The 22,528-nt window shown below is 69.8% G+C and carries 26 protein-coding genes; 15 read left to right on the forward strand and 11 right to left on the reverse strand.

The window, feature by feature from the left end; translation table 11 throughout:
• Positions 1-46: 46 nt before the first annotated feature.
• The 5 genes from ACFXPX_RS02725 to ACFXPX_RS02745 form a co-directional block, all read right to left on the reverse strand.
• The gene (locus ACFXPX_RS02725) at positions 47-496 is read right to left on the reverse strand and encodes a hypothetical protein (protein WP_380639332.1); all 450 of its coding nucleotides are present in this window, start codon (positions 494-496) and stop codon (positions 47-49) included.
• A gap of 135 nt (positions 497-631) precedes the next feature.
• Complete coding sequence (locus ACFXPX_RS02730) at positions 632-1,234, reverse strand: methyltransferase domain-containing protein (RefSeq protein WP_380639334.1); 603 nt, start codon at positions 1,232-1,234, stop codon at positions 632-634.
• Positions 1,231-1,365, reverse strand: a complete 135-nt coding sequence (locus tag ACFXPX_RS02735; protein ID WP_380396179.1) for a hypothetical protein — start codon at positions 1,363-1,365, stop codon at positions 1,231-1,233. Before ACFXPX_RS02735 ends, ACFXPX_RS02730 begins: the two co-directional genes overlap by 4 nt.
• 221 nt (positions 1,366-1,586) lie before the next feature.
• Complete coding sequence (locus ACFXPX_RS02740; protein WP_380639336.1) at positions 1,587-2,057, reverse strand: ATP-binding protein; 471 nt, start codon at positions 2,055-2,057, stop codon at positions 1,587-1,589.
• Positions 2,058-2,161: 104 nt separating this feature from the next.
• Positions 2,162-3,346, reverse strand: coding sequence for a helix-turn-helix domain-containing protein (locus ACFXPX_RS02745; protein ID WP_380639338.1), 1,185 nt, complete (start codon positions 3,344-3,346; stop codon positions 2,162-2,164).
• An 83-nt stretch (positions 3,347-3,429) separates the two neighbouring features.
• Between ACFXPX_RS02745 and ACFXPX_RS02750 the strand changes: the two genes are divergently transcribed.
• Genes ACFXPX_RS02750 through ACFXPX_RS02760 form a run of 3 tightly spaced genes read left to right on the forward strand, consistent with a single transcriptional unit; the run spans position 3,430 to position 4,981 of the window.
• On the forward strand, positions 3,430-3,984 hold the full coding sequence (locus tag ACFXPX_RS02750; protein ID WP_380524151.1) for a flavoprotein: 555 nt from the start codon (positions 3,430-3,432) through the stop codon (positions 3,982-3,984).
• A 5-nt stretch (positions 3,985-3,989) separates the two neighbouring features.
• Positions 3,990-4,562: a GNAT family N-acetyltransferase gene (locus ACFXPX_RS02755; protein WP_380639429.1), complete on the forward strand. Its 573-nt coding sequence runs from the start codon at positions 3,990-3,992 to the stop codon at positions 4,560-4,562.
• Positions 4,559-4,981: an NUDIX hydrolase gene (locus ACFXPX_RS02760; RefSeq protein ID WP_380639340.1), complete on the forward strand. Its 423-nt coding sequence runs from the start codon at positions 4,559-4,561 to the stop codon at positions 4,979-4,981. Before ACFXPX_RS02755 ends, ACFXPX_RS02760 begins: the two co-directional genes overlap by 4 nt.
• A gap of 50 nt (positions 4,982-5,031) precedes the next feature.
• Here ACFXPX_RS02760 and ACFXPX_RS02765 read toward each other — a convergent pair whose 3' ends face one another.
• Entirely contained in the window at positions 5,032-6,012 is a 981-nt protein-coding gene (locus ACFXPX_RS02765) for a heme A synthase (RefSeq protein ID WP_380594787.1), read from the reverse strand.
• Between the two features lie 185 nt (positions 6,013-6,197).
• On the opposite strand from ACFXPX_RS02765, the gene ACFXPX_RS02770 reads away from it, so the two are divergent.
• Entirely contained in the window at positions 6,198-7,544 is a 1,347-nt protein-coding gene (locus ACFXPX_RS02770) for a choice-of-anchor A family protein (protein WP_380639342.1), read from the forward strand.
• A 364-nt stretch (positions 7,545-7,908) separates the two neighbouring features.
• Positions 7,909-8,598: an LAETG motif-containing sortase-dependent surface protein gene (locus ACFXPX_RS02775; protein ID WP_375888420.1), complete on the forward strand. Its 690-nt coding sequence runs from the start codon at positions 7,909-7,911 to the stop codon at positions 8,596-8,598.
• A gap of 129 nt (positions 8,599-8,727) precedes the next feature.
• On the opposite strand, the gene ACFXPX_RS02780 is transcribed toward ACFXPX_RS02775, so the two are convergent.
• Complete coding sequence (locus ACFXPX_RS02780; RefSeq protein ID WP_380594797.1) at positions 8,728-9,447, reverse strand: ABC transporter permease; 720 nt, start codon at positions 9,445-9,447, stop codon at positions 8,728-8,730.
• Between the two features lie 50 nt (positions 9,448-9,497).
• Positions 9,498-10,427, reverse strand: coding sequence for an ABC transporter ATP-binding protein (locus ACFXPX_RS02785; protein WP_375888422.1), 930 nt, complete (start codon positions 10,425-10,427; stop codon positions 9,498-9,500).
• Positions 10,428-10,604: 177 nt separating this feature from the next.
• On the opposite strand from ACFXPX_RS02785, the gene ACFXPX_RS02790 reads away from it, so the two are divergent.
• The 8 genes from ACFXPX_RS02790 (at position 10,605) to ACFXPX_RS02825 (ending at position 17,449) form a co-directional block, all read left to right on the forward strand.
• Positions 10,605-11,420 (forward strand): helix-turn-helix transcriptional regulator, encoded by an 816-nt coding sequence (locus tag ACFXPX_RS02790; RefSeq protein ID WP_375888425.1) that lies wholly within the window; start codon positions 10,605-10,607, stop codon positions 11,418-11,420.
• Between the two features lie 49 nt (positions 11,421-11,469).
• Positions 11,470-12,885, forward strand: a complete 1,416-nt coding sequence (gene sufB, locus ACFXPX_RS02795) for a Fe-S cluster assembly protein SufB (protein ID WP_375888428.1) — start codon at positions 11,470-11,472, stop codon at positions 12,883-12,885.
• A 62-nt stretch (positions 12,886-12,947) separates the two neighbouring features.
• Complete coding sequence (gene sufD / locus ACFXPX_RS02800; RefSeq protein ID WP_375888431.1) at positions 12,948-14,180, forward strand: Fe-S cluster assembly protein SufD; 1,233 nt, start codon at positions 12,948-12,950, stop codon at positions 14,178-14,180.
• Between the two features lie 5 nt (positions 14,181-14,185).
• Positions 14,186-14,503 (forward strand): bifunctional 3-phenylpropionate/cinnamic acid dioxygenase ferredoxin subunit, encoded by a 318-nt coding sequence (locus ACFXPX_RS02805; protein ID WP_375888434.1) that lies wholly within the window; start codon positions 14,186-14,188, stop codon positions 14,501-14,503.
• Positions 14,504-14,509: 6 nt separating this feature from the next.
• On the forward strand, positions 14,510-15,274 hold the full coding sequence (sufC, locus tag ACFXPX_RS02810; RefSeq protein WP_375888437.1) for a Fe-S cluster assembly ATPase SufC: 765 nt from the start codon (positions 14,510-14,512) through the stop codon (positions 15,272-15,274).
• The gene (locus tag ACFXPX_RS02815; protein ID WP_375888440.1) at positions 15,271-16,530 is read left to right on the forward strand and encodes a cysteine desulfurase; all 1,260 of its coding nucleotides are present in this window, start codon (positions 15,271-15,273) and stop codon (positions 16,528-16,530) included. Before sufC ends, ACFXPX_RS02815 begins: the two co-directional genes overlap by 4 nt.
• 20 nt (positions 16,531-16,550) lie before the next feature.
• Positions 16,551-17,003, forward strand: a complete 453-nt coding sequence (gene sufU, locus ACFXPX_RS02820) for a Fe-S cluster assembly sulfur transfer protein SufU (protein ID WP_375888443.1) — start codon at positions 16,551-16,553, stop codon at positions 17,001-17,003.
• A 113-nt stretch (positions 17,004-17,116) separates the two neighbouring features.
• Positions 17,117-17,449, forward strand: coding sequence for a metal-sulfur cluster assembly factor (locus ACFXPX_RS02825; RefSeq protein WP_078860786.1), 333 nt, complete (start codon positions 17,117-17,119; stop codon positions 17,447-17,449).
• Between the two features lie 474 nt (positions 17,450-17,923).
• Here the strand turns inward: ACFXPX_RS02825 and ACFXPX_RS02830 are convergent, their stop codons facing one another.
• The gene (locus tag ACFXPX_RS02830; RefSeq protein ID WP_380639344.1) at positions 17,924-18,610 is read right to left on the reverse strand and encodes a pentapeptide repeat-containing protein; all 687 of its coding nucleotides are present in this window, start codon (positions 18,608-18,610) and stop codon (positions 17,924-17,926) included.
• A gap of 532 nt (positions 18,611-19,142) precedes the next feature.
• Between ACFXPX_RS02830 and ACFXPX_RS02835 the strand changes: the two genes are divergently transcribed.
• The gene (locus tag ACFXPX_RS02835; protein WP_380639346.1) at positions 19,143-19,376 is read left to right on the forward strand and encodes a hypothetical protein; all 234 of its coding nucleotides are present in this window, start codon (positions 19,143-19,145) and stop codon (positions 19,374-19,376) included.
• On the opposite strand, the gene ACFXPX_RS02840 is transcribed toward ACFXPX_RS02835, so the two are convergent.
• Positions 19,363-19,749, reverse strand: coding sequence for a GNAT family N-acetyltransferase (locus tag ACFXPX_RS02840; protein WP_380639348.1), 387 nt, complete (start codon positions 19,747-19,749; stop codon positions 19,363-19,365). The two genes, ACFXPX_RS02835 and ACFXPX_RS02840, sit on opposite strands and share 14 nt — an antisense overlap.
• Before the next feature lie 249 nt (positions 19,750-19,998).
• Between ACFXPX_RS02840 and gltX the strand changes: the two genes are divergently transcribed.
• Positions 19,999-21,360: a glutamate--tRNA ligase gene (gene gltX / locus ACFXPX_RS02845; RefSeq protein WP_380639431.1), complete on the forward strand. Its 1,362-nt coding sequence runs from the start codon at positions 19,999-20,001 to the stop codon at positions 21,358-21,360.
• A gap of 56 nt (positions 21,361-21,416) precedes the next feature.
• Here gltX and ACFXPX_RS02850 read toward each other — a convergent pair whose 3' ends face one another.
• A complete protein-coding gene (locus ACFXPX_RS02850) occupies positions 21,417-22,511 on the reverse strand; it encodes a radical SAM protein (RefSeq protein ID WP_380639350.1) in 1,095 nt (364 codons plus the stop codon).
• Positions 22,512-22,528: the final 17 nt, after the last annotated feature.

The raw sequence follows: 22,528 nt of genomic DNA on the forward strand, positions 1-22,528 counted from the left end.
TGACGGCCCGGCTCCCCACGTGGGGAGCCGGGCCGTCGTCGTCGACTCACTGAGGAGCCCGGACGGGGTGGGTGGGGCGGTCGAGCCATGGCCACTGGGTGTTCGCGGTGACGGTGAGGCCGAAGCGGTCGGGTGCCGGGCGGTCGTGCTGCTCCCACCAGTGGTGGGCGGCTTCGACCTCGTCCCAGAGGCGGCGGGGGCCGTGCTGCCAGACGGTGAAGTGTTCGCGTTGTTCGCCGTCGTGGTCGACGGCGGCCCAGGAGCGGGCGTCGGTGGTCGCGATCCAGAGCCGGGCGGCGACGCCGTCGACGCCCGGCTCGTCCTCCCAGGCGGTCCACACGTCGCCCAGCCGGAGGCCGAGGGCGAATCGGGCCTCCCAGTGGTCGCCCGTGATGTTCCACGGTGGCAGCGTGGTGACGGATTCCTTCGGTACGTGGCCGTCCCGGACGACATCGCGGAAGATCCGCAGGTCCTGCCGCTGGTTGCGCATCAGCATGAACGCTGAGTGCGGGCTGAAACGGCCCTCGGCCCGGTCGTGGCCGACGGTGAGCTTGAGCAGGCCCCAGCAGAGCAGCGGGTTGTCCCAGGGGGTGAGGATGATGCCGCCGGGACGGGTCTGCTCGATCCAGGCTCAGGGCACACGGCGGACCGAACACGTGGAGATGATCCGGTCGTACGGGTGCCGGCGGGGCCAGCCCTGGGAGCCGTCCCCGCAGACGAGGTCCACGTCCAGACCGGCGGCGTTCAGGGCGGCCCAGGCTTGTTCGGAGACCTCGGGGTCGATCTCGATCGAGGTGACGTGCCCGGGGCCGAGGCGGTGGGCCAGCAGGGCGGCGTTCCAGCCGGTGCCGGCGCCGACCTCCAGGACGTTCATGCCGGGCCGGACGTCGAGGTCGCGGAGCATGCGGACGACGATCGAGGGGGCCGAGGCGGAGGAGGAGGGCCAGGTATCGGCCGGATCGGCCGATACCTGGCCGTCGTTGACCTGGGTGACGACGGGCGCGTCGGCGTAGGCCGCCTCGAACCAGCGTTGGTGGTCGGTCGAGAGGGCGCAGGGCTCGTAGCCGCCCTGGTCGTCCTCCAGCCAGATCCGCTCGGGGAGGAAGCGGTGGCGAGGGATCGCGGCGACCGCATCCTTCCACTCACGGGGGACCGGGCCGTCGAGCGCTTCGCCGACGGCCCGGAGCAGGCCGCGCACGGCGGCCTGCTCCGGTCGATGCACGGGGTCCGTCACTTGTCGCCCTCGTCCTTCTTGTGCTTCGGGTCGGGCGCCGGGCGCTGACCGTCGGGGGACGGCTTGCTCGTGCCGGGGTCCTTCTTGCCCCCGTGCTTGCCGCCGCTGGGCTTGTCGGTTCCCCAACCCATGGGTCCTCCTTTAATGTTGACGCGTGTTGGTGATCCCGGCCGCGCCGCCGGGTCGGCGGCGCGGACGGGAGTTCAGTGGGCGCGGTTGATCAGGATCAGGGCCGCGGCGATGACGTGCAGCCCGGCTGCGGCGGACACCCCGTAGGCAGCCCAGACCCGGGTGGGGTCGGGCGTCGGGGGAGCATCGGTGGAATCGGAACTCGGCTCGGGAGGTTGCGAGTTCACCGGGAGGTCGGGGTGGGCGTCGCGAGGTCGGCGTGGACGACCTTGCCGAACGCGAGGGGTGTGACGCCCCAGCGGCCGTGGGTGAGTCGGTGGACCATCGCCAGACCCCGGCCGGAGGTGGCGTCGGGGCCGGCCTGGACCATCACGGGCATCGAGCGGGACCCGTCACCGACGAGGATGCGGACGGTCCGGTCGGTGGGGCGGCGGAGGCCGACGAGCAGGCGGGCCCGGCAGCAGGTCTCGACGGAGTTGGTGACCAACTCGCTGACGATGACGACGGCGTCGTCCACCAGGTCGTCCAGCCCCCATGCCCGCAGCTTCGTGCGCACGAAGCGCCGGGCAGCGCCCACTGATTCGGGCCGGTACGGCAGGCAGATGGTCGCCAGTTCGGCGGACGAGTGGACGCTCGCATCCGGTCCCCGTTGGAGCAGGGCGTCGCCTCTCACAACGTTCGAGAGGAGGTTCATCGGCGCTTCTCCTTGGCGTGGCGATCTCGTTATGGAGAGCATCGCTGCAAGGGAAGGGCTGGACTATCACTCCCTGGTGATAGTCCAGCCTCAGAGAGTGATGATCAGATGCCGGCCCAGTGCGCCAGGTGCGCGAGAGTGTCCGGTGTCGAGCGGCGGGCTGAGACGAGCCCGGTGACCGTCTCCCGCACCATTGGGTGGTAGCGCATCTGCTGTGGCGCCAGCTCCCTTGCGCGCTGCAGCGACTTCAACGATGCCTCCGAGCGGCCGATCCACAACTGTGCCCGTGCCACCTCTGCGATGTGTGCGGCAGCCCGCGAGGCGGGCCACTCCGCAGGGATCTGGACCTGCTCGGCGGCTCGGACGGCTTCTGCGTACCGGTACTGCTCGGCCAGGGTCGCAACTTGGTGGACGGCGACGTTCGTCGGTCCGAACGAGAGCCAGTGCACTCGCATGGCCTCGCCGGTCACCTCGGCGATTCGCTCGGCCTCCGCGATGTGTTCGGCTGCCGTGTCGCCGTCCCCGGATCGCGCGGCCAACATGGCTGCGCCGAGGTGTAGTTGCCCGACCGCCACATCCCGGGGCCGACTGTGGTCGGCTTGTTCGAGGGTGCCCATGCCGACTCCTACGAGTCGCTTCCCGATGTCGTACTGGCCTGCTCGAAGGTAGACCAGCGACCGCAGGTACTGGCGGACTCCGGCAACCACCGGGTCGGATGCGCGCTCGGCCGCCCAGGCCATGCGGTCCAAGGCCACGACGCAAAGATCGCTGTAGCCCAACTTCGTGGTGATGTCGTAAGCCGTGCGGTAGGTGCTTGCCAGCACCTGCCATGCCTTCTCGGAAGGTGCCGTGTGTGCGGCCGTGGTGGCCTCGATCATCAGAGCTGGAAGGGTTCGGGCGGCGTCCTTGATACGGGTCTCGCGGATCTGGGCGCACAATTGCTCCGAGGCGGAGTGCAGTTCGTCCATCGAGCGCGGGGCAACCTCGGGATCGGCGCCGAGGTCGTACAGATCGAGTGCTTCGCGGATCGGCTGGATCAGCACGTCGAGTTCGTCCTGTTGCAACTCGGTCACGTACGGCTGACCGGTGAGATCGACGGTTTGGACGAACAGCGCCCGGGCGACGGCAGCGATTACCGCGGGTGTGGCCGGCTTGGCCCCCTGTTCGACCTTGGTCAGCATGCTGTAGGAGATATGGGCACGAGCGGCGAGTTCCCGCTGGGTCAGGTGGCGGAGCTTGCGGTACTGGGCGATGCGCTCGCCCGTGTGCTCGGAGATGTGCCTGGGCATACTGGTACTCCGTTCGTAGCAGCCACTCGGACGATACTCGCCGAAGGTGGCGGGTTGTGTTCCTACGAACAGGAGTTCAGGTTTTGACCGAGCACGCTGAGCCTTTCCTCTATGTCGTCGTCTGCGCCTCGGGAATCGCTGATGGCGTGGGCGAACTGATCACCGCTGCCCACGCGGAGGGGTGGAGCGTCGGGGTGATCGCCACTCCGAACACGCTTCCCTTCCTGGACCAGGAAGCCATCGAGGCCCAGACCGGCTATCCGATCCGCTCGGCCTGGCGCACACCCGGCAGTTCCCGGCCGCTGCCAGGGGCCGATGCCATCGCGGTCGTCTCCGCCACCTTCAACACGATCAACAAGTGGGCCCTCGGAATCACCGACACACTCGCGCTGGGCATCCTCTGCGAGGCGTACGGGCTCGGCATTCCCGTCGCCGTCCAGCCCTACGTCAACTCGGCCTTGGCCGCTCACCCGGCCTACTCGGAGAGCCTGTCCCGGCTGCGGTCGATGGGTGTCCTGATCGGCGACGCCGTGCCGCACAAACCCAAGTCCGGCGGGGCGCGCGACGAGTACAGCTGGGCCCATGTGCTCGACCTGCTCAGGCCTGCTCTCGGAAGCGTTTCCGAACGGACTACGTGACGTTCATGGGCAGGGGAGGCGTGATGGTGGCGGTTCGGCTGTTGGATGGTGAGCAAGCGGCCGAGCTGGAGGGCCGGTTGAAGGCGGCGTTCGCGGAGGCGTTCGCGGAGGCCCCCTACGGCGATGGGCCGGTTGACGTGGAGCGGGCGTTTCGCCGGTTCCGCTCGCAGGCGCGTCGGCGGGGGTTCCGGGCGGCGATCGCCTTCGACGGCGACACCGTCGTGGGTATGGCGTACGGCTACCCGCTGTCGGCGAACACTGGCTGGTGGGACACCCTGATCGATCCCGTGTCCGAGGATCTCCGATGTGAGGACGGAAAGCGCACGTTCGGTCTCTTCGAGCTGGCGGTCCGACCCGGGTGGCGCCGCCAAGGCGTTGCCACCCGCATGCATCGCGTCCTCATCGAGGGCATCGACAACGCCCGGGTGATGCTGAACTCCCGAGCAGAGGCGACTGCGGCCCGGGCGTCCTACCGAGCGTGGGGCTACAGGCGCGTCGGGGCGGCGATCCCTTGGGAGGGCGCGGCCCGGCATGACGTGATGGTCCTCGAACTGACCCGCCCGGCGGCGCGAACATGACGACACTCCACTCTGTTTCCGTTGCGGGGGTGGTGGTGCGGGAGGACGGGCGGGTGTTGGCGATCCGGCGGGCTGACAACGGGGCGTGGGAGCCGCCGGGTGGCGTGCTGGAGTTGGATGAGGGCATCGAGGACGGAGTGTGCCGGGAGGTCTACGAGGAGACCGGGATCCATGCTGGTGTGGAGCGGCTGACCGGGGTCTACAAGAACCTGCGGCGAGGGGTTGTCGCGCTCGTCTTTCGCTGTCGGCCTGAGGGCGGAGAAGCGCAGCTCTCGGATGAATCGATTGAAGTCGGCTGGCTCACGGCGGACGAGGTATCCGAGCGCATGGCAGAGGCCTATGCCGTGCGTGTCCTGGACGCGCTTCGAGAGGATTCGGCACCGAGCATCCGTACGCACGATGGACGGCGGCTGTTGTGACACAGCGACGGCCCCCATCCGAACTCGGATGGGGGCCGTCGCGACGGTGCTCAGACTGCGGCGGCCTGGGGGGCCTGGGTGGGGAGTTCGGTGAGCTTCTCCTCTACCTCGCGGGTGCGGAGGGCGAGGGGGATGCGGAGGGCGGCGATCCACGTCAGGCTTGCGCCCAACATGTGCAGGCCGACCATGAGTTCCGGCGCGTCGGTGAAGTACTGGATGAAGCCGAGGACGCCCTGAAGGAGCAGGACGATCAGCAGTTCCCTGGTGCGGGCCTTGGCTGCGGGCGGGGCCTTCACGGCTGCGAAGACGAAGATCATCGCGATGGTGAGGCCGACCGAGACGAACGCGAAGTCGGCGTGGAACTGGGCCAACCTGTCGTAGTCGATCGGGATGCGGGGGACGATCTTGTTGTCCTGCGGGGTGCCCGGGTGGTGGCCGGCTCCGGTGACCAGGGTGCCTGCCGCGACCAGGAGGCCGACCACGGTGACCAGCACGTAGGAGAGCTGGTGGATGGGGCGGGCGACCGACAGTCGGGCCGGGCCGTCGCCTTCCTTCGACCGCTCCCACATCAGGAGGGCGACCCAGACGAGCGCCATCGCGGCGATCATGTGGAGCGCCACGGTGTACGGGTTGAGGCCCGTCAGCACCGTGATGCCGCCGAGGACCGCGTTGCTCATCACGATCCAGAACTGGGCCCAGCCGAGCTTGGTCATGCTGCGCCGCCAGGGGCGGTGGCAGCGCGCGGCGAGGATCGCCCAGCCGACGGCCGCGCTCAGCACGTACGTCAGCATCCGGTTGGTGAACTCGACGATGCCGTGGAAGCCCATCTCCGCGGTGGGCGTCAGGCTCTCGGCGGTGCAGCGGGGCCACGTCGTACAGCCGAGGCCGGAGGCGGTGAGCCGGACGGCGCCGCCGGTGACGACGATCACCACGCTCATCACCAGCGCGGCGAACGTGGCGCGCCGGACCATCGCGGCGGAGGGCTGCCAGCGCTCGGCGAGCAGGGAGAAGGGGTTCAGCACGCGCTCCATCGTAGGCGGCCTTACGGGCGATCTTGGGGCGGGGCGCGGGGTGCGGCCGCCGGTGATCAAACCGGACTGTTCGGACAAGGCGGTCAGTGGTCTTGACCATTCAACCGTTTGGCCGAAAGAGTGCGGATTGGTCCATACCTTTTTCGGGCCTCTCCCACTCCTCCCGCACAAGCGGAGACCCGCACATGCGCATATCCACCTCCGCCGCCGCGCTCGCGGTCGGCGGCTCGCTCGCACTCGCGAGCCTGATCGCCCCAGCTGCCCAGGCCGTCGGCACCACCGGCACCGATGAGCAGTGCCGCAGCCTCGGGGTCGCCAACCTCTACGGTGAGTTCATCGAGGGCGACGACACCCACACCCCCGACGCCGAGGGCGCCGTCGCCGTCGGCGGCAACGCGAACTTCACCGGCGGCTTCTCCGTCGGCCAGGAGCTCACCGCCGCCGAGGTCGACGCCCTGCCCGGCAAGAACGCACTGGTCGTCGCGGGCAGGATCACCGGCCACAACACCCAGGTGATGAAGGGCAACGGCGTCTACGGCTCCAAGGCCGACGGCGCCGTGGTCGAGGCCCACCAGGGCAAGATCACCCAGGGCGCCTCGCCGATCGACTTCAAGGCCGAGTTCGCCAAGCTGCGCGCCGCCTCCACCGCGCTGGCCGCCGTGCCGCAGACCGCCGGGGCGACCGTCCAGGCCGACGGCGGCAAGCTGACCTTCACCGGCGGCGACGCCACGTACAACAGCTTCACCGTCGACGCCGGGAAGCTCCAGGGCGCCAAGGGCGTCTACGTGAAGGTCCCGGTCGGCGCGGTGGCCGTCATCAACGTGACCGGCGGCTCGTACGACATGGCCGCGGCCGGGACCAGTGGCTTCTTCCTCTGGGACGCCGGGAAGTCGGACTTCGTGCTGGACGACAAGCTGCAGAGCGCGTCGAACGGGGCCGTCCGCTCCAAGCTGCTCTGGAACTTCCCGACCGCGACCAAGGTGACCAAGAAGGGCGACGCCGCCTGGGCCGGCTCCGTGCTGGCGCCGAACGCGGCCGTCTCGCTGAACACCCCGGGTGTCAACGGCCAGCCGCCGTCCGGCGGTGCGCCGATCAACGGCTCGGTGATCGCGGCCTCGCTGACCGGTACCTCCGGCGCGGAGACCCACCACTTCCCCTTCACCGGCTGCCTGCCCGGCACCACCGTGCCGACCACCCCGGCCACGCCGACGGTCACCCCGCCGGTGACGCCGTCCGGCACGCCGACCACTCCGGTGACGCCGAGCGCCTCGACCGGCCCGTCCGGCTCCCCGAGCACCCCGGTGACCGGCAGGCCGAGCCCGAGCGGCTCGGCCAGTCCGTCCGCCTCCTCCTCGGCGGCCGTGCCGGGCGGTGTTTCGGCCAGCCCGTCCGCGTCCGCGAACGAGGGCGGCAACCTGGCGCACACCGGCTCCGGCCCGGTTCTGCCGCTGGCCATCGGCGGCGCCGTCGTCCTGGCGGCCGGTGGCGGGATCGTGGTCGCGGCCCGGCGCAAGGCCGCGAAGCGGGCCTGAGGGACCTGAGGGGTCCGAGGGGCCTTGAGGGGCCTTGAGGGGCCTGAAAGGCCTGAGTGCTCCGACCGTTCGTCGACGTGTCGACAGGGCGCCCCCGGTGATTGAACCTGATCACCGGGGGCGCCGTTGTTCTGAAAGTGACCAAGTTCATTCAAGTGTGCCGAATTCGCGTTCTGCGAGGTGGCGGCTGTGATGGGCTGGTCGAGCACATCCAAGAACGCACGGACAGACGAAATCCGGTCGTACGGCGGGGTGTGGCGAGGTGCGGAAGTGCCGGTAGAGTCCCCCGGACATGTCGTAGTGGGCCACTGCGAACCACTTCAACCCGCCTGCTGCGTACGACCGTTCGGAGGGGAACAGGGTAATGGCGCGACAGCAGCGGCACATTCGGATGGGCGCGGCGGCACTCGCCGGTACGGCGGCGGCCGGAATTCTCCTGCCGCTGGCACTGGCCACCAACGCCTCGGCGCACGTGCCGACCTGGTCGGTGACCTGCGACAAGGTCGTGGTCGACCTGATCAACTACAGCCCCAAGGCCGACGTGAAGAACACCGTCAGCCTCACCATCGGTGACGAGAAGGTCGTGGACGCCCAGGGGTTCCCGGCGGAGTTCCACGGCAAGTACCCGGTGAAGGACCACGACGCCCCGATCGTCGCCCACCTGGTGGTCAAGACCACCGAGACCCCGGCGGAGAAGGGGTGGAACATCGACGAGACCAAGACCATCGCGCCGTGCCACACCCCGACCCCGACGCCCACCCCGACCCCCACCAAGACGCCCACCCCCACGCCGACCCCGACGCAGACGCCGACCGGCACCCCGTCGACGACGCCCACCCCGAGCGGGACCCCGTCGGCCACCCCGACCCCCACCCCCAGCCGGACGACCCCGGCCGCCCCGGCCCCGGCGCCCAGCACCAGCGCCCCGGCGCTGGCCCAGACCGGTGGCAATGACGCCACCCCGATGATCGCGGCGGCCGGCGGCGGCGTGCTGCTGGTCGGCGGCGCGCTCGTGCTGCTCGCCCGCAAGCGTCGCGGCGGCACCCAGGGCTGACCCCCGGTGACCGGCTAGAACACCTGACGCCCCCGACCTCGACAGGTCGGGGGCGTCAGGCGTTGACGGGGAGGCGGCCACTCCCGGTGGCCACTCCTGGCTGCTGCTCCGGGTGGCTGCTCCGGGCGGCTACTCCCAGCGGAAGAACCGGGCGGCCGCGGCCAGCCCCAGGACGGCCCAGCCGGCCAGGATCCCGAGGTCCGACCAGGGCACCCCGGCGCCGTGCTGGAGCACCGAGCGCAGCCCGTCCGAGAGCGCCGAGATCGGCAGCAGCTCCAGCGCCGACCGCACGGCGTCCGGGAACCTGCTCAGCGGCACGATCACCCCGCCGGCCAGCAGCAGCAGGATGAACACCAGGTTGGCGGCGGCCAGGGTGGCCTCGGCCTTGAGGGTGCCGGCCATCAGCAGGCCGAGCCCGGAGAAGGCGGCGGTGCCGAGGACCAGCAGGGCGGCGACGGCCAACGGGTTGCCGTGCGGGGACCAGCCGAGGGCCAGGGCGATCACCGACAGCAGGGCGACCTGGAGGACCTCCGTCACCAGGACGCAGCCGGTCTTGGCGGTCAGCAGCGTCCAGCGCGGCAGCGGGCTGGCGCCGAGCCGCTTGAGCACGCCGTAGCGGCGCTCGAAGCCGGTGGCGATGGCCTGCCCGGTGAAGGCGGTGGACATCACGGCCAGGGCGAGCAGGCCGGGCGCCAGGAAGTCGACCCGCTTGCCGGGGCCCTCCACGGTGACGACGTCCACGGCGGAGAACAGCACCAGCAGCACGGTCGGGATGACCACGGTGAGCAGCAGCTGCTCACCGTTGCGCAGCAGCATCTTCGTCTCGAAGGCGGTCTGGGCGAGCAGCATCCGGCCGACGGGTGCGGCACCGGGCCTCGGCGCGTAGTCGGTCGTGGTGGTCACGAGCGGAGCTCCCGTCCGGTCAGGTCGAGGAAGACGTCTTCGAGGCTGCGGCGCTGTACGGCCAGCCGCTCGGGCAGGATGCCGGAGGCCGCGCACCAGCCGGTGACGGTGGCCAGCAGCCGGCTGGGGTCGAGGGGTGCCTCGACGCGGTAGCTGCCGGGGGCGGTCTCGGTGGCGGTGGCGCCGGCGGGCAGCTCCTTGAGCAGCGGGCCGAGGTCGAGGCCGGGCGGGCCGTCGAAGCGCAGGGCGTCCTCGGCGCCGCCGCGGCACAGCTCGGTCACGGTGCCGTCGGCGATGACCTTGCCGCGGTCGACGACGGCGACGCGGTCGGCGAGCTGTTCGGCCTCGTCCATGTGGTGGGTGGTGACGACCACGGTGACGCCGTCCCGGCGCAGGTCGCGGACCAGGTCCCAGGTGGCGCGGCGGGCCTGGGGGTCGAGGCCGGCGGTGGGCTCGTCCAGGAAGACCAGTTCGGGGCGGCCGACCACGGCCATCGCGAGGGCGAGCCGCTGCTGCTGGCCGCCGGAGAGCCGGCGGTAGGTGGTGCGGCCGCAGGAGCCGAGGCCGAGGCGCTCGACCAGGGCGTCCACGTCCAGCGGGTGGGCGTGCAGCTTGGCGGTGTGCCGGAGCATTTCGACGGCGCGCGCGCCCGCGTACACGCCCCCGGACTGGAGCATGACGCCGATCCGGGGCCGCAGGGCGGCGCTCTGGGCGACCGGGTCGAGGCCGAGGACGCGGACGGTGCCGGCGTCGGGGCGGCGGTAGCCCTCGCAGGTCTCGATGGTGGTGGTCTTCCCGGCGCCGTTGGGGCCGAGGACGGCGGTGATCGCGCCGGTCGCGATGGTCAGGTCGAGGCCGTCCACCGCGACCTTGTCGCCGTAGCGTTTGACCAGCCCGGAGACCTGGACCGCGGGTTCGGAATGCATACCGGCGAGTCTAAGAGGACCGAACACCCGGGCCGAACGCCCGGTCCGGAGACCGGCCTTGGTGATCATCGATGCAGGTCAGGTAAGGCTTACCTGCGTGACAGATGACACGAGTGAGGCCTGCATCACGGCTTGTCCTGCCGGAAGTAATTACGCAACACTGGTGTTGTGAAAAACATGCGCGAGCACACCCCGCAGCAGGAGGCCGAGTCGGCCCCCGGCTGCGACGTGCCCGTGACGGCCGCCGAGGTGCTGCTGGAGGGCCACCGGGCCACCAGGGACCGGGTCGCCCGGTCGATCCTGGACCACGGCCCCTCCTCCGCCGCCGACCTGGCGACCCGGCTCGGCCTCACCGCCGCCGCCGTCCGCCGCCACCTGGACGGCCTGGCCGCCGCCCGTCTGGTCGAGTCCCGCGAACAGCGGGTCTACGGCAGCCGGGGCCGGGGCCGCCCCGCCAAGGTCTTCGCCCTCACCGACGCCGGCCGGGACGCCTTCTACCAGGCGTACGACCAGCTCGCCGCCGACGCGCTGCGCTGGATCTCCGACGCGGTGGGCGGCGGCAAGGCGGGCGAGGAGGCGGTCGCCGCCTTCGCCCGCGCCCGGTTCGGCAAGCAGGGCGAGAAGTACCGGGAGACACTGCTGGGGGCCGAGGCGCAGGAGCGTCCGGAGGCCCTCGCCCAGGCGCTGAGCGCGGACGGGTACGCTGCCACGGTGCGGCGTGTCCCGTCGGCCGTGGCCAAGGCCCCGGCGGGCGCCCAGCTCTGCCAGCACCACTGCCCGGTCGCGCACATCGCCGAGCAGTTCCCGCAGCTCTGCGAGGCGGAGACCGAGGTCTTCTCCCAGCTCCTGGGCACCCATGTGCAACGGCTGGCCACCATCGCCCACGGCGACGGGGTCTGCACCACCTATGTGCCGGCACCCGGTGCCGCATCGTCGCCTGCCCAGCCCCCGGCGGGCCGCGGTTCCGATGCAGTGCCGACTGCCAGCACATGAAAACTCCGCGTCCACCGAAGATTCAGCGTCCGCGCGTTAGGAAGCTCGCATGACTGACACCGTTTCGCACCCCGAGCTCGAAGGCCTCGGCAATTACGAGTACGGCTGGGCCGACCCGGACGCCGCCGGCGCCGCGGCCAAGCGCGGGCTCAGCGAGGAGGTCGTCCGCGACATCTCGGCGAAGAAGAACGAGTCCGAGTGGATGCTGAACCTGCGGCTCAAGGGCCTCAAGCTGTTCGGCAAGAAGCCCATGCCGACCTGGGGCTCCGACCTCACCGGCATCGACTTCGACAACATCAAGTACTTCGTGCGCTCCACCGAGAAGCAGGCCGAGTCCTGGGAGGACCTGCCCGCGGACATCAAGGCCACCTACGACCGGCTGGGCATCCCGGAGGCGGAGAAGCAGCGCCTGGTCGCCGGTGTCGCCGCCCAGTACGAGTCCGAGGTCGTCTACCACCAGATCCGCGAGGACCTGGAGGAGCAGGGCGTCCTCTTCCTGGACACCGACACCGCGCTGCGCGAGCACCCGGAGATCTTCAAGGAGTACTTCGGCACCGTCATCCCGGCCGGCGACAACAAGTTCGCCGCGCTGAACACGGCGGTGTGGTCCGGCGGCTCGTTCATCTACGTGCCGAAGGGCGTGCACGTGGACATCCCGCTCCAGGCCTACTTCCGGATCAACACCGAGAACATGGGCCAGTTCGAGCGGACGCTGATCATCGTCGACGAGGACGCCTACGTCCACTACGTCGAGGGCTGCACCGCGCCGATCTACTCCTCCGACTCGCTGCACTCGGCGGTCGTCGAGATCATCGTCAAGAAGGGCGGCCGCTGCCGCTACACGACCATCCAGAACTGGTCGAACAACGTCTACAACCTGGTCACCAAGCGCGCCGTGGCGTACGAGGGCGCGACCATGGAGTGGGTCGACGGCAACATCGGCTCCAAGGTCACCATGAAGTACCCGGCCGTCTACCTGATGGGCGAGCACGCCAAGGGCGAGACCCTGTCGATCGCCTTCGCGGGCGAGGGCCAGCACCAGGACGCCGGCGCCAAGATGGTGCACATGGCGCCGAACACCTCCTCCAACATCGTCTCCAAGTCGGTGGCGCGCGGCGGCGGCCGGACCTCCTACCGCGGTCTGATCGAGATCGGTGAGGGCTCCAAGGGCGCCAAGTCCAACGTGCTGTGCGACGCGCTGCTGGTCGACACCATCTCCCGCTCGGACACCTACCCGTACGTGGACGTCCGCGAGGACGACGTGTCCATGGGCCACGAGGCGACCGTCTCCAAGGTCAGCGAGGACCAGCTGTTCTACCTGATGAGCCGGGGCATGACCGAGTTCGAGGCGATGGCGATGATCGTCCGCGGCTTCGTCGAGCCGATCGCGCGCGAGCTGCCGATGGAGTACGCGCTGGAGCTCAACCGGCTGATCGAGCTGCAGATGGAGGGCGCGGTCGGCTGACGACCGGCCGAACCGCCGCCATCCATCCGGATTTCCTGAGGAAGAGAGCACTACGAACAGCCATGGCTGACGTTCAGAACACCACCGGCTCCACCACCGCCGGTTCGATCGAGGTCGGTACCGCCGGCGCGGGCGAGCAGCTCGCCGGCCCCGGCACCGGCCGGACCAGCGTCCACCAGCCGATCGACGCGCGCGTCGCGGTCAAGCCGTCCTTCGACGTGAACGACTTCCCGGTGCCCACCGGCCGCGAGGAGGACTGGCGGTTCACCCCGCTGCACCGCCTCGCCGGCCTGCACGACGGCACCGCCGCCGCCGGTGAGCGGGGCGCGGACAAGGTCGAGTTCGCGCTGCCGGACGGCGTCACCGCCGAGACCGTCGGCCGCGACGACGCCCGGCTGGGCAAGGCCGGCACGCCGGTCGACCGGGTCGCCGCGCAGGCGTTCAGCGCGTTCGAGCAGGCCCTGGTGGTCACCGTCCCCAAGGACGCGGTGCTGACCGAGCCGGTCAGGATCGACGTGCGCGCCGAGGGCGGGGTCCGCTTCGCCCACGTGGTGATCGACGTCAAGCCGTTCGCCGAGGCCGTCGTGGTGCTCAACCACGAGGGCACCGGCACCCGGGCCGCCAACGTCGAGCTGCTGGTCGGCGACGGCGCCAAGCTCACCTTCGTCTCCGTCCAGGACTGGGACCGGGACGCCGTCCACGTCGCCCAGCAGAGCGCGCTGGTCGGCCGGGACGCCTCGTTCAAGTCCGTGGTCGTCACCTTCGGCGGCGACCTGGTGCGCCTCCACCCGCGGGTCAACTACGCGGCCCCCGGCGGCGAGGCCGAGCTGTTCGGCCTGTACTTCGCCGACGCCGGCCAGCACCTGGAGCACCGCCTGGTCATCGACCACGACACGCCGCACTGCCGGTCGAACGTGGCGTACAAGGGCGCGCTGCAGGGCCAGGACGCCCACGCGGTCTGGGTCGGCGACGTGCTGATCCGCGCCGCCGCGCTCGGCACCGACACCTACGAGCTCAACCGGAACCTGGTGCTCACCGACGGCGCCCGGGTCGACTCGATCCCGAACCTGGAGATCGAGACCGGCGAGATCGTCGGCGCCGGCCACGCCTCGGCGACCGGCCGCTTCGACGACGAGCAGCTGTTCTACCTGATGGCCCGCGGCATCCCGGCCGACGAGGCCCGCCGTCTGGTGGTCCGCGGCTTCTTCGCCGAGCTGCTCCAGCAGATCGGGGTCGCCGAGGTCCAGGAGCAGCTCCTGGTGAAGATCGACGCAGAGCTGGAAGCGGCGGTCTGATCCCGATGAGCTTCCTGCGTGCCTGCGCGCTGAGCGACCTCCAGGAGGACGTGCCCAAGCGCGTGGACCTCAACGGCGTGCCGGTCTCGGTCGTCCGCACCGACGAGGGGGTGTTCGCGATCAACGACACCTGCTCGCACGCGAACGTCTCGCTCTCGGAGGGCGAGGTCGAGAACTGCATGATCGAGTGCTGGCTGCACGGCTCCAGCTTCGACCTGCGCACCGGCAAGCCCTCCGGCCTGCCCGCCACCAAGCCGGTCGCTGTCTACCCCGTAAAGATCGAAGGGGACGATGTGCTCGTCTCCGTCAACCAGGAGTCCTGAGTACACATGGCAACCCTTGAAATCCGCGACCTGCACGTCTCCGTCGACGCCGAGAACGGCCCGCGCGAGATCCTGAAGGGCGTCGACCTGACCGTGAAGCAGGGCGAGACCCACGCCATCATGGGTCCGAACGGCTCCGGCAAGTCCACCCTGGCCTACTCGCTGGCCGGCCACCCGAAGTACACCGTCACCGGCGGCACCGTGCTGCTGGACGGCGAGGACGTCCTGGAGATGTCCGTCGACGAGCGCGCCAAGGCCGGCGTCTTCCTGGCCATGCAGTACCCGGTCGAGGTCCCCGGCGTCTCGGTCTCCAACTTCCTGCGCACCGCCGCCACCGCCGTCCGCGGCGAGGCCCCCAAGCTGCGGCTGTGGGTCAAGGAGGTCAAGGAGGCGATGGCCGCCCTGCAGATGGACCCGGCGTTCGCCGAGCGCAACGTCAACGAGGGCTTCTCCGGCGGTGAGAAGAAGCGCCACGAGATCCTCCAGCTGGAGCTCCTCAAGCCGAAGATCGCGATCCTCGACGAGACCGACTCCGGCCTGGACGTCGACGCGCTGCGCATCGTATCCGAGGGCATCAACCGGGTCCGCTCCACCGGCGAGGTCGGCACCCTGCTGGTGACCCACTACACCCGCATCCTGCGGTACATCAAGCCCGACCACGTCCACGTCTTCGCGGGCGGCCGCATCGTCGAGTCCGGCGGCGCCGAGCTGGCCGACAAGCTGGAGAACGAGGGCTACGAGGCGTATGTGAAGGGGGGCGCTTCCGAGTGACCCACGCTTTTACGGGACTGCTGGACACCGACGCGATCCGCAAGGACTTCCCGGTCCTGCAGCGTCTGCTCCACGAGGACAAGCCGCTGGTCTACCTGGACAACGCGGCGACCTCGCAGAAGCCGCGCCAGGTGCTGGAGGCGCTGAACGGTTACTACGAGCGGCACAACGCCAACGTCCACCGCGGCGTGCACGTGCTCGCCGAGGAGGCCACGGCGCTGTACGAGGGCGCCCGCGACAAGGTCGCGGCCTTCGTCAACGCGCCGAGCCGCAACGAGGTGATCTTCACCAAGAACGCCTCCGAGTCGCTCAACCTCGTTGCCAACATGCTCGGTTGGGCCGACGAGCCGTACAAGGTCGACGCCGACTCCGAGATCGTGATCACGGAGATGGAGCACCACTCCAACATCGTCCCGTGGCAGCTGCTCTCGCAGCGCACCGGTGCGAAGCTCAAGTGGTTCGGGCTCACCGACGAGGGCCGGCTCGACCTGTCCGACATCGACGAGCTGATCACCGAGAAGACCAAGGTGGTCTCCTTCACCCTGGTCTCCAACCTGCTCGGCACCGTCAACCCGGTCGAGACGATCGTCCGCAAGGCCCAGTCGGTCGGCGCGCTGGTCGTCATCGACGCCTCGCAGGCCGCGCCGCACATGGTGCTCGACGTCCAGGCGCTGGAGGCCGACTTCGTCGCCTTCACCGGCCACAAGATGCTCGGCCCGACCGGCATCGGCGTGCTCTGGGGCCGCCAGGAGCTGCTGGAGGACCTCCCGCCGTTCCTCGGCGGCGGCGAGATGATCGAGACCGTCACCATGGGCTCGTCCACCTACGCCCCGGCGCCGCACAAGTTCGAGGCCGGCACCCCGCCGATCGCCCAGGCGGTCGGGCTCGGCGCGGCCATCGACTACCTGTCGGCCATCGGCATGGACAAGATCGCCGCGCACGAGCACGCGATCACCGAGTACGCGGTGGAGCGCCTGCTGGAGGTCCCCGACCTGCGGATCATCGGTCCGCGCACGGCCGTGGACCGCGGTGCCGCGATCTCCTTCACCCTCGGCGACATCCACCCGCACGACGTGGGCCAGGTGCTGGACGAGCAGGGCATCGCCGTGCGCGTCGGACACCACTGCGCGCGTCCGGTCTGCCTCCGGTACGGAATTCCGGCGACCACGCGGGCGTCGTTCTACCTGTACTCGACGCCGGGCGAGGTCGACGCACTGATCGACGGCCTGCACCACGTCCGGAACTTCTTCGGCTGACGGGACAGGGCAGGACGATCATGAAGCTCGACTCGATGTACCAGGACATCATCCTGGACCACTACCGCAACCCGAAGGGCAAGGGGCTGCGGGACGGCGACGCCGAGGTGCACCACGTCAACCCGACGTGCGGCGACGAGATCACCCTGCGGGTGAAGCTCGACGGCGCGACCGTCGCCGACGTCTCGTACGAGTCCCAGGGCTGCTCGATCAGCCAGGCCAGCGCCTCGGTGCTGAACGAGCTGGTCGTCGGCAAGACCGTCGGCGAGGCCCAGGCCGTCCAGGAGGCCTTCCTGGAGCTGATGCAGAGCAAGGGCCAGGGCGAGGGCGACGAGGAGGTGCTGGAGGACGCGGTCGCGTTCGCCGGCGTCTCCAAGTACCCGGCCCGGGTCAAGTGCGCGCTGCTCAGCTGGATGGCCTGGAAGGACGCCACCGCCCAGGCGCTCGCCAAGCACCCCGTTGTGAACGACTGAACCTGCAGAGGGAGGACAAGACCATGAGTGACGAGAGCACCACCGCCGCCGCCACCGCCGATGCCACGGCCTCCGCTGCGGACACCGCCGCGGAGGAGCAGCCGAACGGCGTCATCATCGTCGGCACCACCGCCGGGACCGTCTCGGTCGAGGACCTGACCGAGGCCCTGATGGACGTCGTCGACCCCGAACTGGGCATCGACGTCGTCAACCTGGGCCTGATCTACGGCATCCACATCGACGAGTCCGACGTGGCCACCATCGACATGACGCTCACCTCGGCGGCCTGCCCGCTGACCGACGTCATCGAGGACCAGGCCAAGACCGCCACCGACGGCCTGGTCCAGGACCTGCGGATCAACTGGGTCTGGATGCCGCCGTGGGGCCCGGACAAGATCACCGACGACGGCCGCGACCAGCTGCGCGCGCTCGGCTTCAACGTCTGAGGTCGTCCGTCGATCGTCGATCGTCAACCGCTGCCCGGGACTCCTTCGTGGAGTCCCGGGCAGCGGCGTTTCCGCCACCGGGTGAACACCCGCGCGTGGTCTGCTTAGTTGAGTGGTTCTGCCGCCGTTCCCCACCATCCCCCCCCCCCACCCGCCTGCCGGCGGGTGCCCGCCCCGGCCCTCGCCGCGCGCCGCCGGGCCAGGCGGGCGCGCGACGGTGATGGAGCAGGGTGATGCAGCCCTTGCCGAGGTCGAGCCGCAGCCAGAGGATTCGCAGGGGCAGCCCGTGAACGATGTAGGCCCGCAGGTGGTCGGTGTGCGGATAGTGGTGCTCGGGGTGGGTATGGAGATCGTGGCAGATGGATCGGAGGCCGAGCAGGAGGTTGCAGGCCCCGGGACCGAGGTTGAAGCACAGGTGCCGGCGACCTTGTGTGGGCGATAGCGAGAGTCACGCGGGTTCCTCCCGGCCGTGGTTCACCGGTCGTCGAGGGTGTCGGCGAAGGTCACGTCCAGCTCGGCGACCAGGGCTTCGGCGAGTTCGGCCTGCTGGGCGCGGTCGATGAGGACCTTGCCGAGGTTGGCGACGCCCCGCAGTGTGGTCAGGTCGTTGCCCTGCAGGTCAAGGTCCTGGTACTTGCCCCGGCCGAACTCGGTCAGCCGCAGGGTGCAGGTGTCGAGGACCGCGCCGCTGAGGTCGCAGCCGGTGAACGACGCCTCGGTGAGCCCGCACTTGGAGAAGACGACCGCGCCGGTGGCGCGGATCTGCTCGAAGGTCGCGTAGTCGAGCTTGCAGTTGTCGAAGAGGACGTTGTCCAGGGTCACGCCGATGAGCCCGGCGCCCATGATCCTGCAGTTGCGGAAGACGACCCGGGAGAGCTTGCTGTCGGTGATGCGGGCGGTAGCGAGGTCGCAGGTGTCGAACTCGACGGATTCCAGGCGGACTTGGTCGAGCCGCACGCGGTCGGCCCGCAGGTTGGAGACGCGGCCGGTGACGAGGCGGGTCTCGGCCAGGTCCAGGGCTCGCAGGTCGGCGTCGCCGTACTGGAAGTCCTGGACGATGCCCCGGGCGGAGTCCAGGGTGGTGACGTTGGACAGGTACAGGCCGGGCTCGTTCAGGTGGGGCAGGGTCACGGTGACACGTCGGAAGGTGATGTCGTCCATGGGAGGCTCTGTTCTGTCGAAGGTCGGACCGTACGAGTCCTTGGGTGAGTGGAATTCGGGGAGTCCGTTCGACTCCCGGAACCGTTCGATGTCGAGATCGTCACCGACGCCTGGAAGCCCTGGAGTTCCTGGACAGGGGAACGCCGCTGCTCGGGGCTGAGTGAACCTGTGGGTGGTCGGCTTCGGTGGGTAGGTTCAGCGCCGTTTCTTACCATCCACCCCCACCCATCCAGCCAGGCGGCGCGCGGCGCTGATGGAACCTGGCTCAGGCGGCGATGTGTGTAGGCCGGCGGCCGGTTATTGCGGAGCGCAGGGCAGTTCGGACTCGGTGGGCACCTATGGTGGCCACGTCCGCGTCCTTGCAGGCTATGGCGGTTCGGGTGGTCAGGCCGGCGCACGGGCGGCAGATGCCCGGTCGTGGCACGGGGTCGTGGCACGTGGCGCACTCGGCGTACCGGGCTGGTGGCCGTGCAACGGGCCGGGCGGGCGGCATCTTGCGCTCCAGGCGGTAGCGGAGTACGGCGATTGCCGAGTGCACCAGGATGGGCAGGCCTGGCAGCAGGGCCAGGGCGAGGTCGGCGTCGGCCGCGCCGCGTTGCAGCCACTGTGCGACGAGGGGCGCGAGTTCGGCGGCTTCGGCCTCGCCCAGGCGCAGCCGGGGTTCGGGGAGGAGGGGGATTTCCTCCAGGAGGTATTCGCCCCGGCCTTCCTGGCTGAACTCGGGCCCGGTGGCCGCCGCGAGCATCCACGCACTACTGAGGCCTGAACAGCCTCATGGAGCGCTCGTTCTTCTCGAAGCCGAGCGACTGGTACAACTGTGCGCCGTCTGCGCTTGTGTTGAGGCTGACCAGCCCACAGTCCTGGTCCCAGAACCAGGCCAGGAGTCTGGTCGTGACCGCCCTGCCGTTCCCTTGGCGGCGGCAGCCTGGTGTCGTCTGGACAAGGTGCACATACCCGGCCCGGCCGCTGTAAGTCGGCCCGGGTGGCGCTTCGTAGATGCTTCCGAGTGCGACTGAGACGACAGAATCGGCGGGCCCGTCGATGACGAATCCGGCCATGTCCTCAGCGCGGGCAAGGCCATCCACCAGGTAGGCGGTGAGGTCCTCGAACCACCGGCCGGTCGGGGGTGCCTTGATCATCTGCGCGCGGAGGCGGGCTATCGACAGCGCGTCTGCTCCTGTTGCTCTCCGTACATCCACACCGGCTCATCCTTCGATCGGGTGAACGCGCGATACGCCTCTGGACACCCAGGACGCCGCTCCCATCCGTCATCAGGTCAACACCGATCGCGGTGAACGGCAACTTGAACCCATGAGCGCCGCTACCGTGTTCGCATGACTGTCGCCCCTTCGTCCGTCCGTGTCCGCTTCGCTCCGAGCCCCACGGGCATGTTCCACGTCGGTGGCGCCCGCTCGGCGCTCTACAACTGGGCGACGGCACGACAGTGCGGCGGCAAGTTCATCCTTCGGATCGAGGACACCGACGCGGCCCGCAACCGCGAGGAGTGGACCGAGGGGATCATCAGCGCGCTCGCGTCCATCGGCATCTCGAAGGCGGACCCGGCGTTCGAGGGCCCCTACTTCCAGTCGGAGAACGAGACCCGGCACCGCGAGGCCGCCGCCGAGCTGTACGCGGCCGGCCGGGCGTACTACTGCGACTGCACGCGCGAGCAGGTCGCCGAGCGAACTGGATCCCAGCAGCTTGGCTACGACGGGTTCTGCCGTGAGCGGGGCCTGGGCTTCGAGGCTGGCCGGGCCCTGCGGTTCCGCACCCCGGACGAGGGGGTCACTGTGGTGGCGGACCTGATCCGCGGTAACCCCGAGTTTCCCAACGCGGCCATCGAGGATTTCGTGGTCGCGCGGGGCGATGGCAGTCCGGTGTTCCTACTGGCGAACGTGGTAGACGACCTCGATGAGGGGATCACCCAGGTGATCCGTGGCGAGGAGCATCTCTCGAACACCCCCAAGCAGCAGTTGCTGTGGGCGGCCCTGGGCGCCGAGCCGCCGGTCTGGGCGCACCTGCCGGTCATTGTCAACGAGAAGCGGCAGAAGCTCTCCAAGCGGCGCGACAAGGTGGCGCTGGAGGACTACCTGGCTGAGGGCTACCTGCCGGAGGCGGTGGTCAACTACCTGATGCTGCTGGGCTGGGGCCCGAAGGACGACGTCGAGATCCGTCCGTACGCCGAGCTGGAGCAGTTGTTCCGCGTGGAGGACGTGAACGGCTCCTCTGCGTTCTTCGACGTCAAGAAGCTGGCCTCGTTCAACGGCGAGTACCTTCGGGCGCTTCCGGTGGACGAGTTCGAGGCGGCGTGCGCACCGTGGTTGTCCTCCCCGCGGGCCCCCTGGGTGGCGGAGGCGTTCGATCCGGTGCAGTTCGCCGCCGTGGCCGGCCTGGCACAGACGCGGATCTCGGTGCTGTCGGAGATCACCGCGTACGTCGACTTCCTGTTCCTGGATGAGCCGGTGCGCGACGAGGCGTCGTGGGCGAAGGCGATGAAGGAGGGGGCGGCGGACCTGCTTCGGGAGGCTCGGCGGCGGCTGGCCGAGGCTGTGTGGGAGACGGCCGCACTCAAGGCGGTGCTGGAGGAGACGGCGGCCGTCTTCGGGTTGAAGCTGGGCAGGGCCCAGGCTCCGATCCGGGTAGCGGTGACCGGCCGGACGGTGGGGCTGCCGCTGTTCGAGTCCTTGGAGGTCCTCGGCCGCGAGCGGACCCTGGTGCGCCTGGACAAGGCTCTGGCTGAGTTGGCGTGATGCATGCGGCCCGCACGCCCTGGTGGGTGTGCGGGCCCTGCTCGTCCTCCGGCCGGTCAGCGCAGGTCGACCAGGCGGTGTTCGGTTCCCTCCGGTTCTGCGGGCATCGACCACAGCGGGCAGACCGGGATCGTGGTGCGATCGCAGTCGTTGCTGATCAGGGTCTTCTGCAGGTGGTCGTACGCCGCACAGCCGCCTCCGCAGGTGGAGCTGTGCGAGCAGGTGCGGCAGTTCACGGAGATGGTGTTGACGAGGGTGAGTTCGCTGATGCCGTTCTGGAGACGGGGGTGGATCGCCCCGTTGCGGAACTCGCCGTAGTGAAGGTCGGTGTCGAAGAACGCCGAGCAGATGTACACCCGGCCGTCGGGGAAGATCGCGAGGCGTTCGAGGTTGCGGGCGGTGCAGCCGCCGTATCCGGCGGACCGCAAGGCGGGAAGCTGGTCTGCGGTGGCGAACGCGGGCGGGTAGAAGACGCGCACGCGGCGGCCGGCGGCGGCTTCACGGATCTGGCCGCACAGCTGCACCCATTCGTCCGGGGGGATCTGGAAGTGGGGCTTGTCCAGGCCCAGGCCGGTGGGGGTGAAGTAGTGGAAGGAGAGCATCTCCAGGCCGATGGAGTCGGCGAGGTCGATGGCGTCGAACACGTCGGCCCGGTTCGCGGTGGTGACGGTGAAGATGGCGCGGGTCTGGAAGCCGTCGGCGACGGCGCGCTCCATGCCGGTGAGCAGGGGGCGCCAGGTCTTCTCGCCGCGCATCTGCTCGTGCGTCTCCTGGTGGGCGCCGTCCATGGAGAAGGAGAAGGAGTCGAGGCGGCCCTGCAGCAGGGGCCAGGTCTTCGGGGGGATGAGGCCGTTGGAGGTCAGGACGGCCTTGTACCCCTGGGCCTTGCAGATGTCGAGGATGTCGCCGAACTGGGGGTGCGTGGTCGGCTCACCGCCTAGCAGGTAGACCTTGTACTGGCCGTAGGCGACGCGGAGGCTGGAGAGGATGTCCTCGACCATAGCGGGGGTCATGCGCCGCTCGGCATCGAGGCGGGCGCCCATGTAGCAGTGCTTGCAGCGCAGTTGGCACTTCTCGGTGATGTAGAGGAACAGGAACGGTTCCTTGGCCGCAGTGGCGTGCGCGGCGGCGTGTTGGAGGGTGTCGGTCACGGTGCTTGTCTCCCTTC

The sequence above is a fragment of the Kitasatospora sp. NPDC059146 genome (assembly GCF_042786665.1).
GTDB lineage: Bacteria > Actinomycetota > Actinomycetes > Streptomycetales > Streptomycetaceae > Kitasatospora.

Excerpts from the sequence above, each read along its gene's own strand:
- ACFXPX_RS02725 (WP_380639332.1), bottom strand. The coding sequence starts at position 496 with ATGCTGATGCGCAACCAGCGGCAGGACCTGCGGATCTTCCGCGATGTC.
- ACFXPX_RS02735 (WP_380396179.1), bottom strand. The coding sequence starts at position 1,365 with ATGGGTTGGGGAACCGACAAGCCCAGCGGCGGCAAGCACGGGGGCAAG.
- ACFXPX_RS02740 (WP_380639336.1), bottom strand. The coding sequence starts at position 2,057 with ATGAACCTCCTCTCGAACGTTGTGAGAGGCGACGCCCTGCTCCAACGG.
- ACFXPX_RS02745 (WP_380639338.1), bottom strand. The coding sequence starts at position 3,346 with ATGCCCAGGCACATCTCCGAGCACACGGGCGAGCGCATCGCCCAGTAC.
- ACFXPX_RS02755 (WP_380639429.1), top strand. The coding sequence starts at position 3,990 with ATGGGCAGGGGAGGCGTGATGGTGGCGGTTCGGCTGTTGGATGGTGAG.
- ACFXPX_RS02760 (WP_380639340.1), top strand. The coding sequence starts at position 4,559 with ATGACGACACTCCACTCTGTTTCCGTTGCGGGGGTGGTGGTGCGGGAG.
- ACFXPX_RS02765 (WP_380594787.1), bottom strand. The coding sequence starts at position 6,012 with ATGGAGCGCGTGCTGAACCCCTTCTCCCTGCTCGCCGAGCGCTGGCAG.
- ACFXPX_RS02770 (WP_380639342.1), top strand. The coding sequence starts at position 6,198 with ATGCGCATATCCACCTCCGCCGCCGCGCTCGCGGTCGGCGGCTCGCTC.
- ACFXPX_RS02775 (WP_375888420.1), top strand. The coding sequence starts at position 7,909 with ATGGCGCGACAGCAGCGGCACATTCGGATGGGCGCGGCGGCACTCGCC.
- ACFXPX_RS02780 (WP_380594797.1), bottom strand. The coding sequence starts at position 9,447 with ATGCTGCTCGCCCAGACCGCCTTCGAGACGAAGATGCTGCTGCGCAAC.
- ACFXPX_RS02785 (WP_375888422.1), bottom strand. The coding sequence starts at position 10,427 with ATGCATTCCGAACCCGCGGTCCAGGTCTCCGGGCTGGTCAAACGCTAC.
- ACFXPX_RS02790 (WP_375888425.1), top strand. The coding sequence starts at position 10,605 with ATGCGCGAGCACACCCCGCAGCAGGAGGCCGAGTCGGCCCCCGGCTGC.
- sufB (WP_375888428.1), top strand. The coding sequence starts at position 11,470 with ATGACTGACACCGTTTCGCACCCCGAGCTCGAAGGCCTCGGCAATTAC.
- sufD (WP_375888431.1), top strand. The coding sequence starts at position 12,948 with ATGGCTGACGTTCAGAACACCACCGGCTCCACCACCGCCGGTTCGATC.
- ACFXPX_RS02805 (WP_375888434.1), top strand. The coding sequence starts at position 14,186 with ATGAGCTTCCTGCGTGCCTGCGCGCTGAGCGACCTCCAGGAGGACGTG.
- sufC (WP_375888437.1), top strand. The coding sequence starts at position 14,510 with ATGGCAACCCTTGAAATCCGCGACCTGCACGTCTCCGTCGACGCCGAG.
- sufU (WP_375888443.1), top strand. The coding sequence starts at position 16,551 with ATGAAGCTCGACTCGATGTACCAGGACATCATCCTGGACCACTACCGC.
- ACFXPX_RS02830 (WP_380639344.1), bottom strand. The coding sequence starts at position 18,610 with ATGGACGACATCACCTTCCGACGTGTCACCGTGACCCTGCCCCACCTG.
- ACFXPX_RS02840 (WP_380639348.1), bottom strand. The coding sequence starts at position 19,749 with ATGATCAAGGCACCCCCGACCGGCCGGTGGTTCGAGGACCTCACCGCC.
- gltX (WP_380639431.1), top strand. The coding sequence starts at position 19,999 with ATGTTCCACGTCGGTGGCGCCCGCTCGGCGCTCTACAACTGGGCGACG.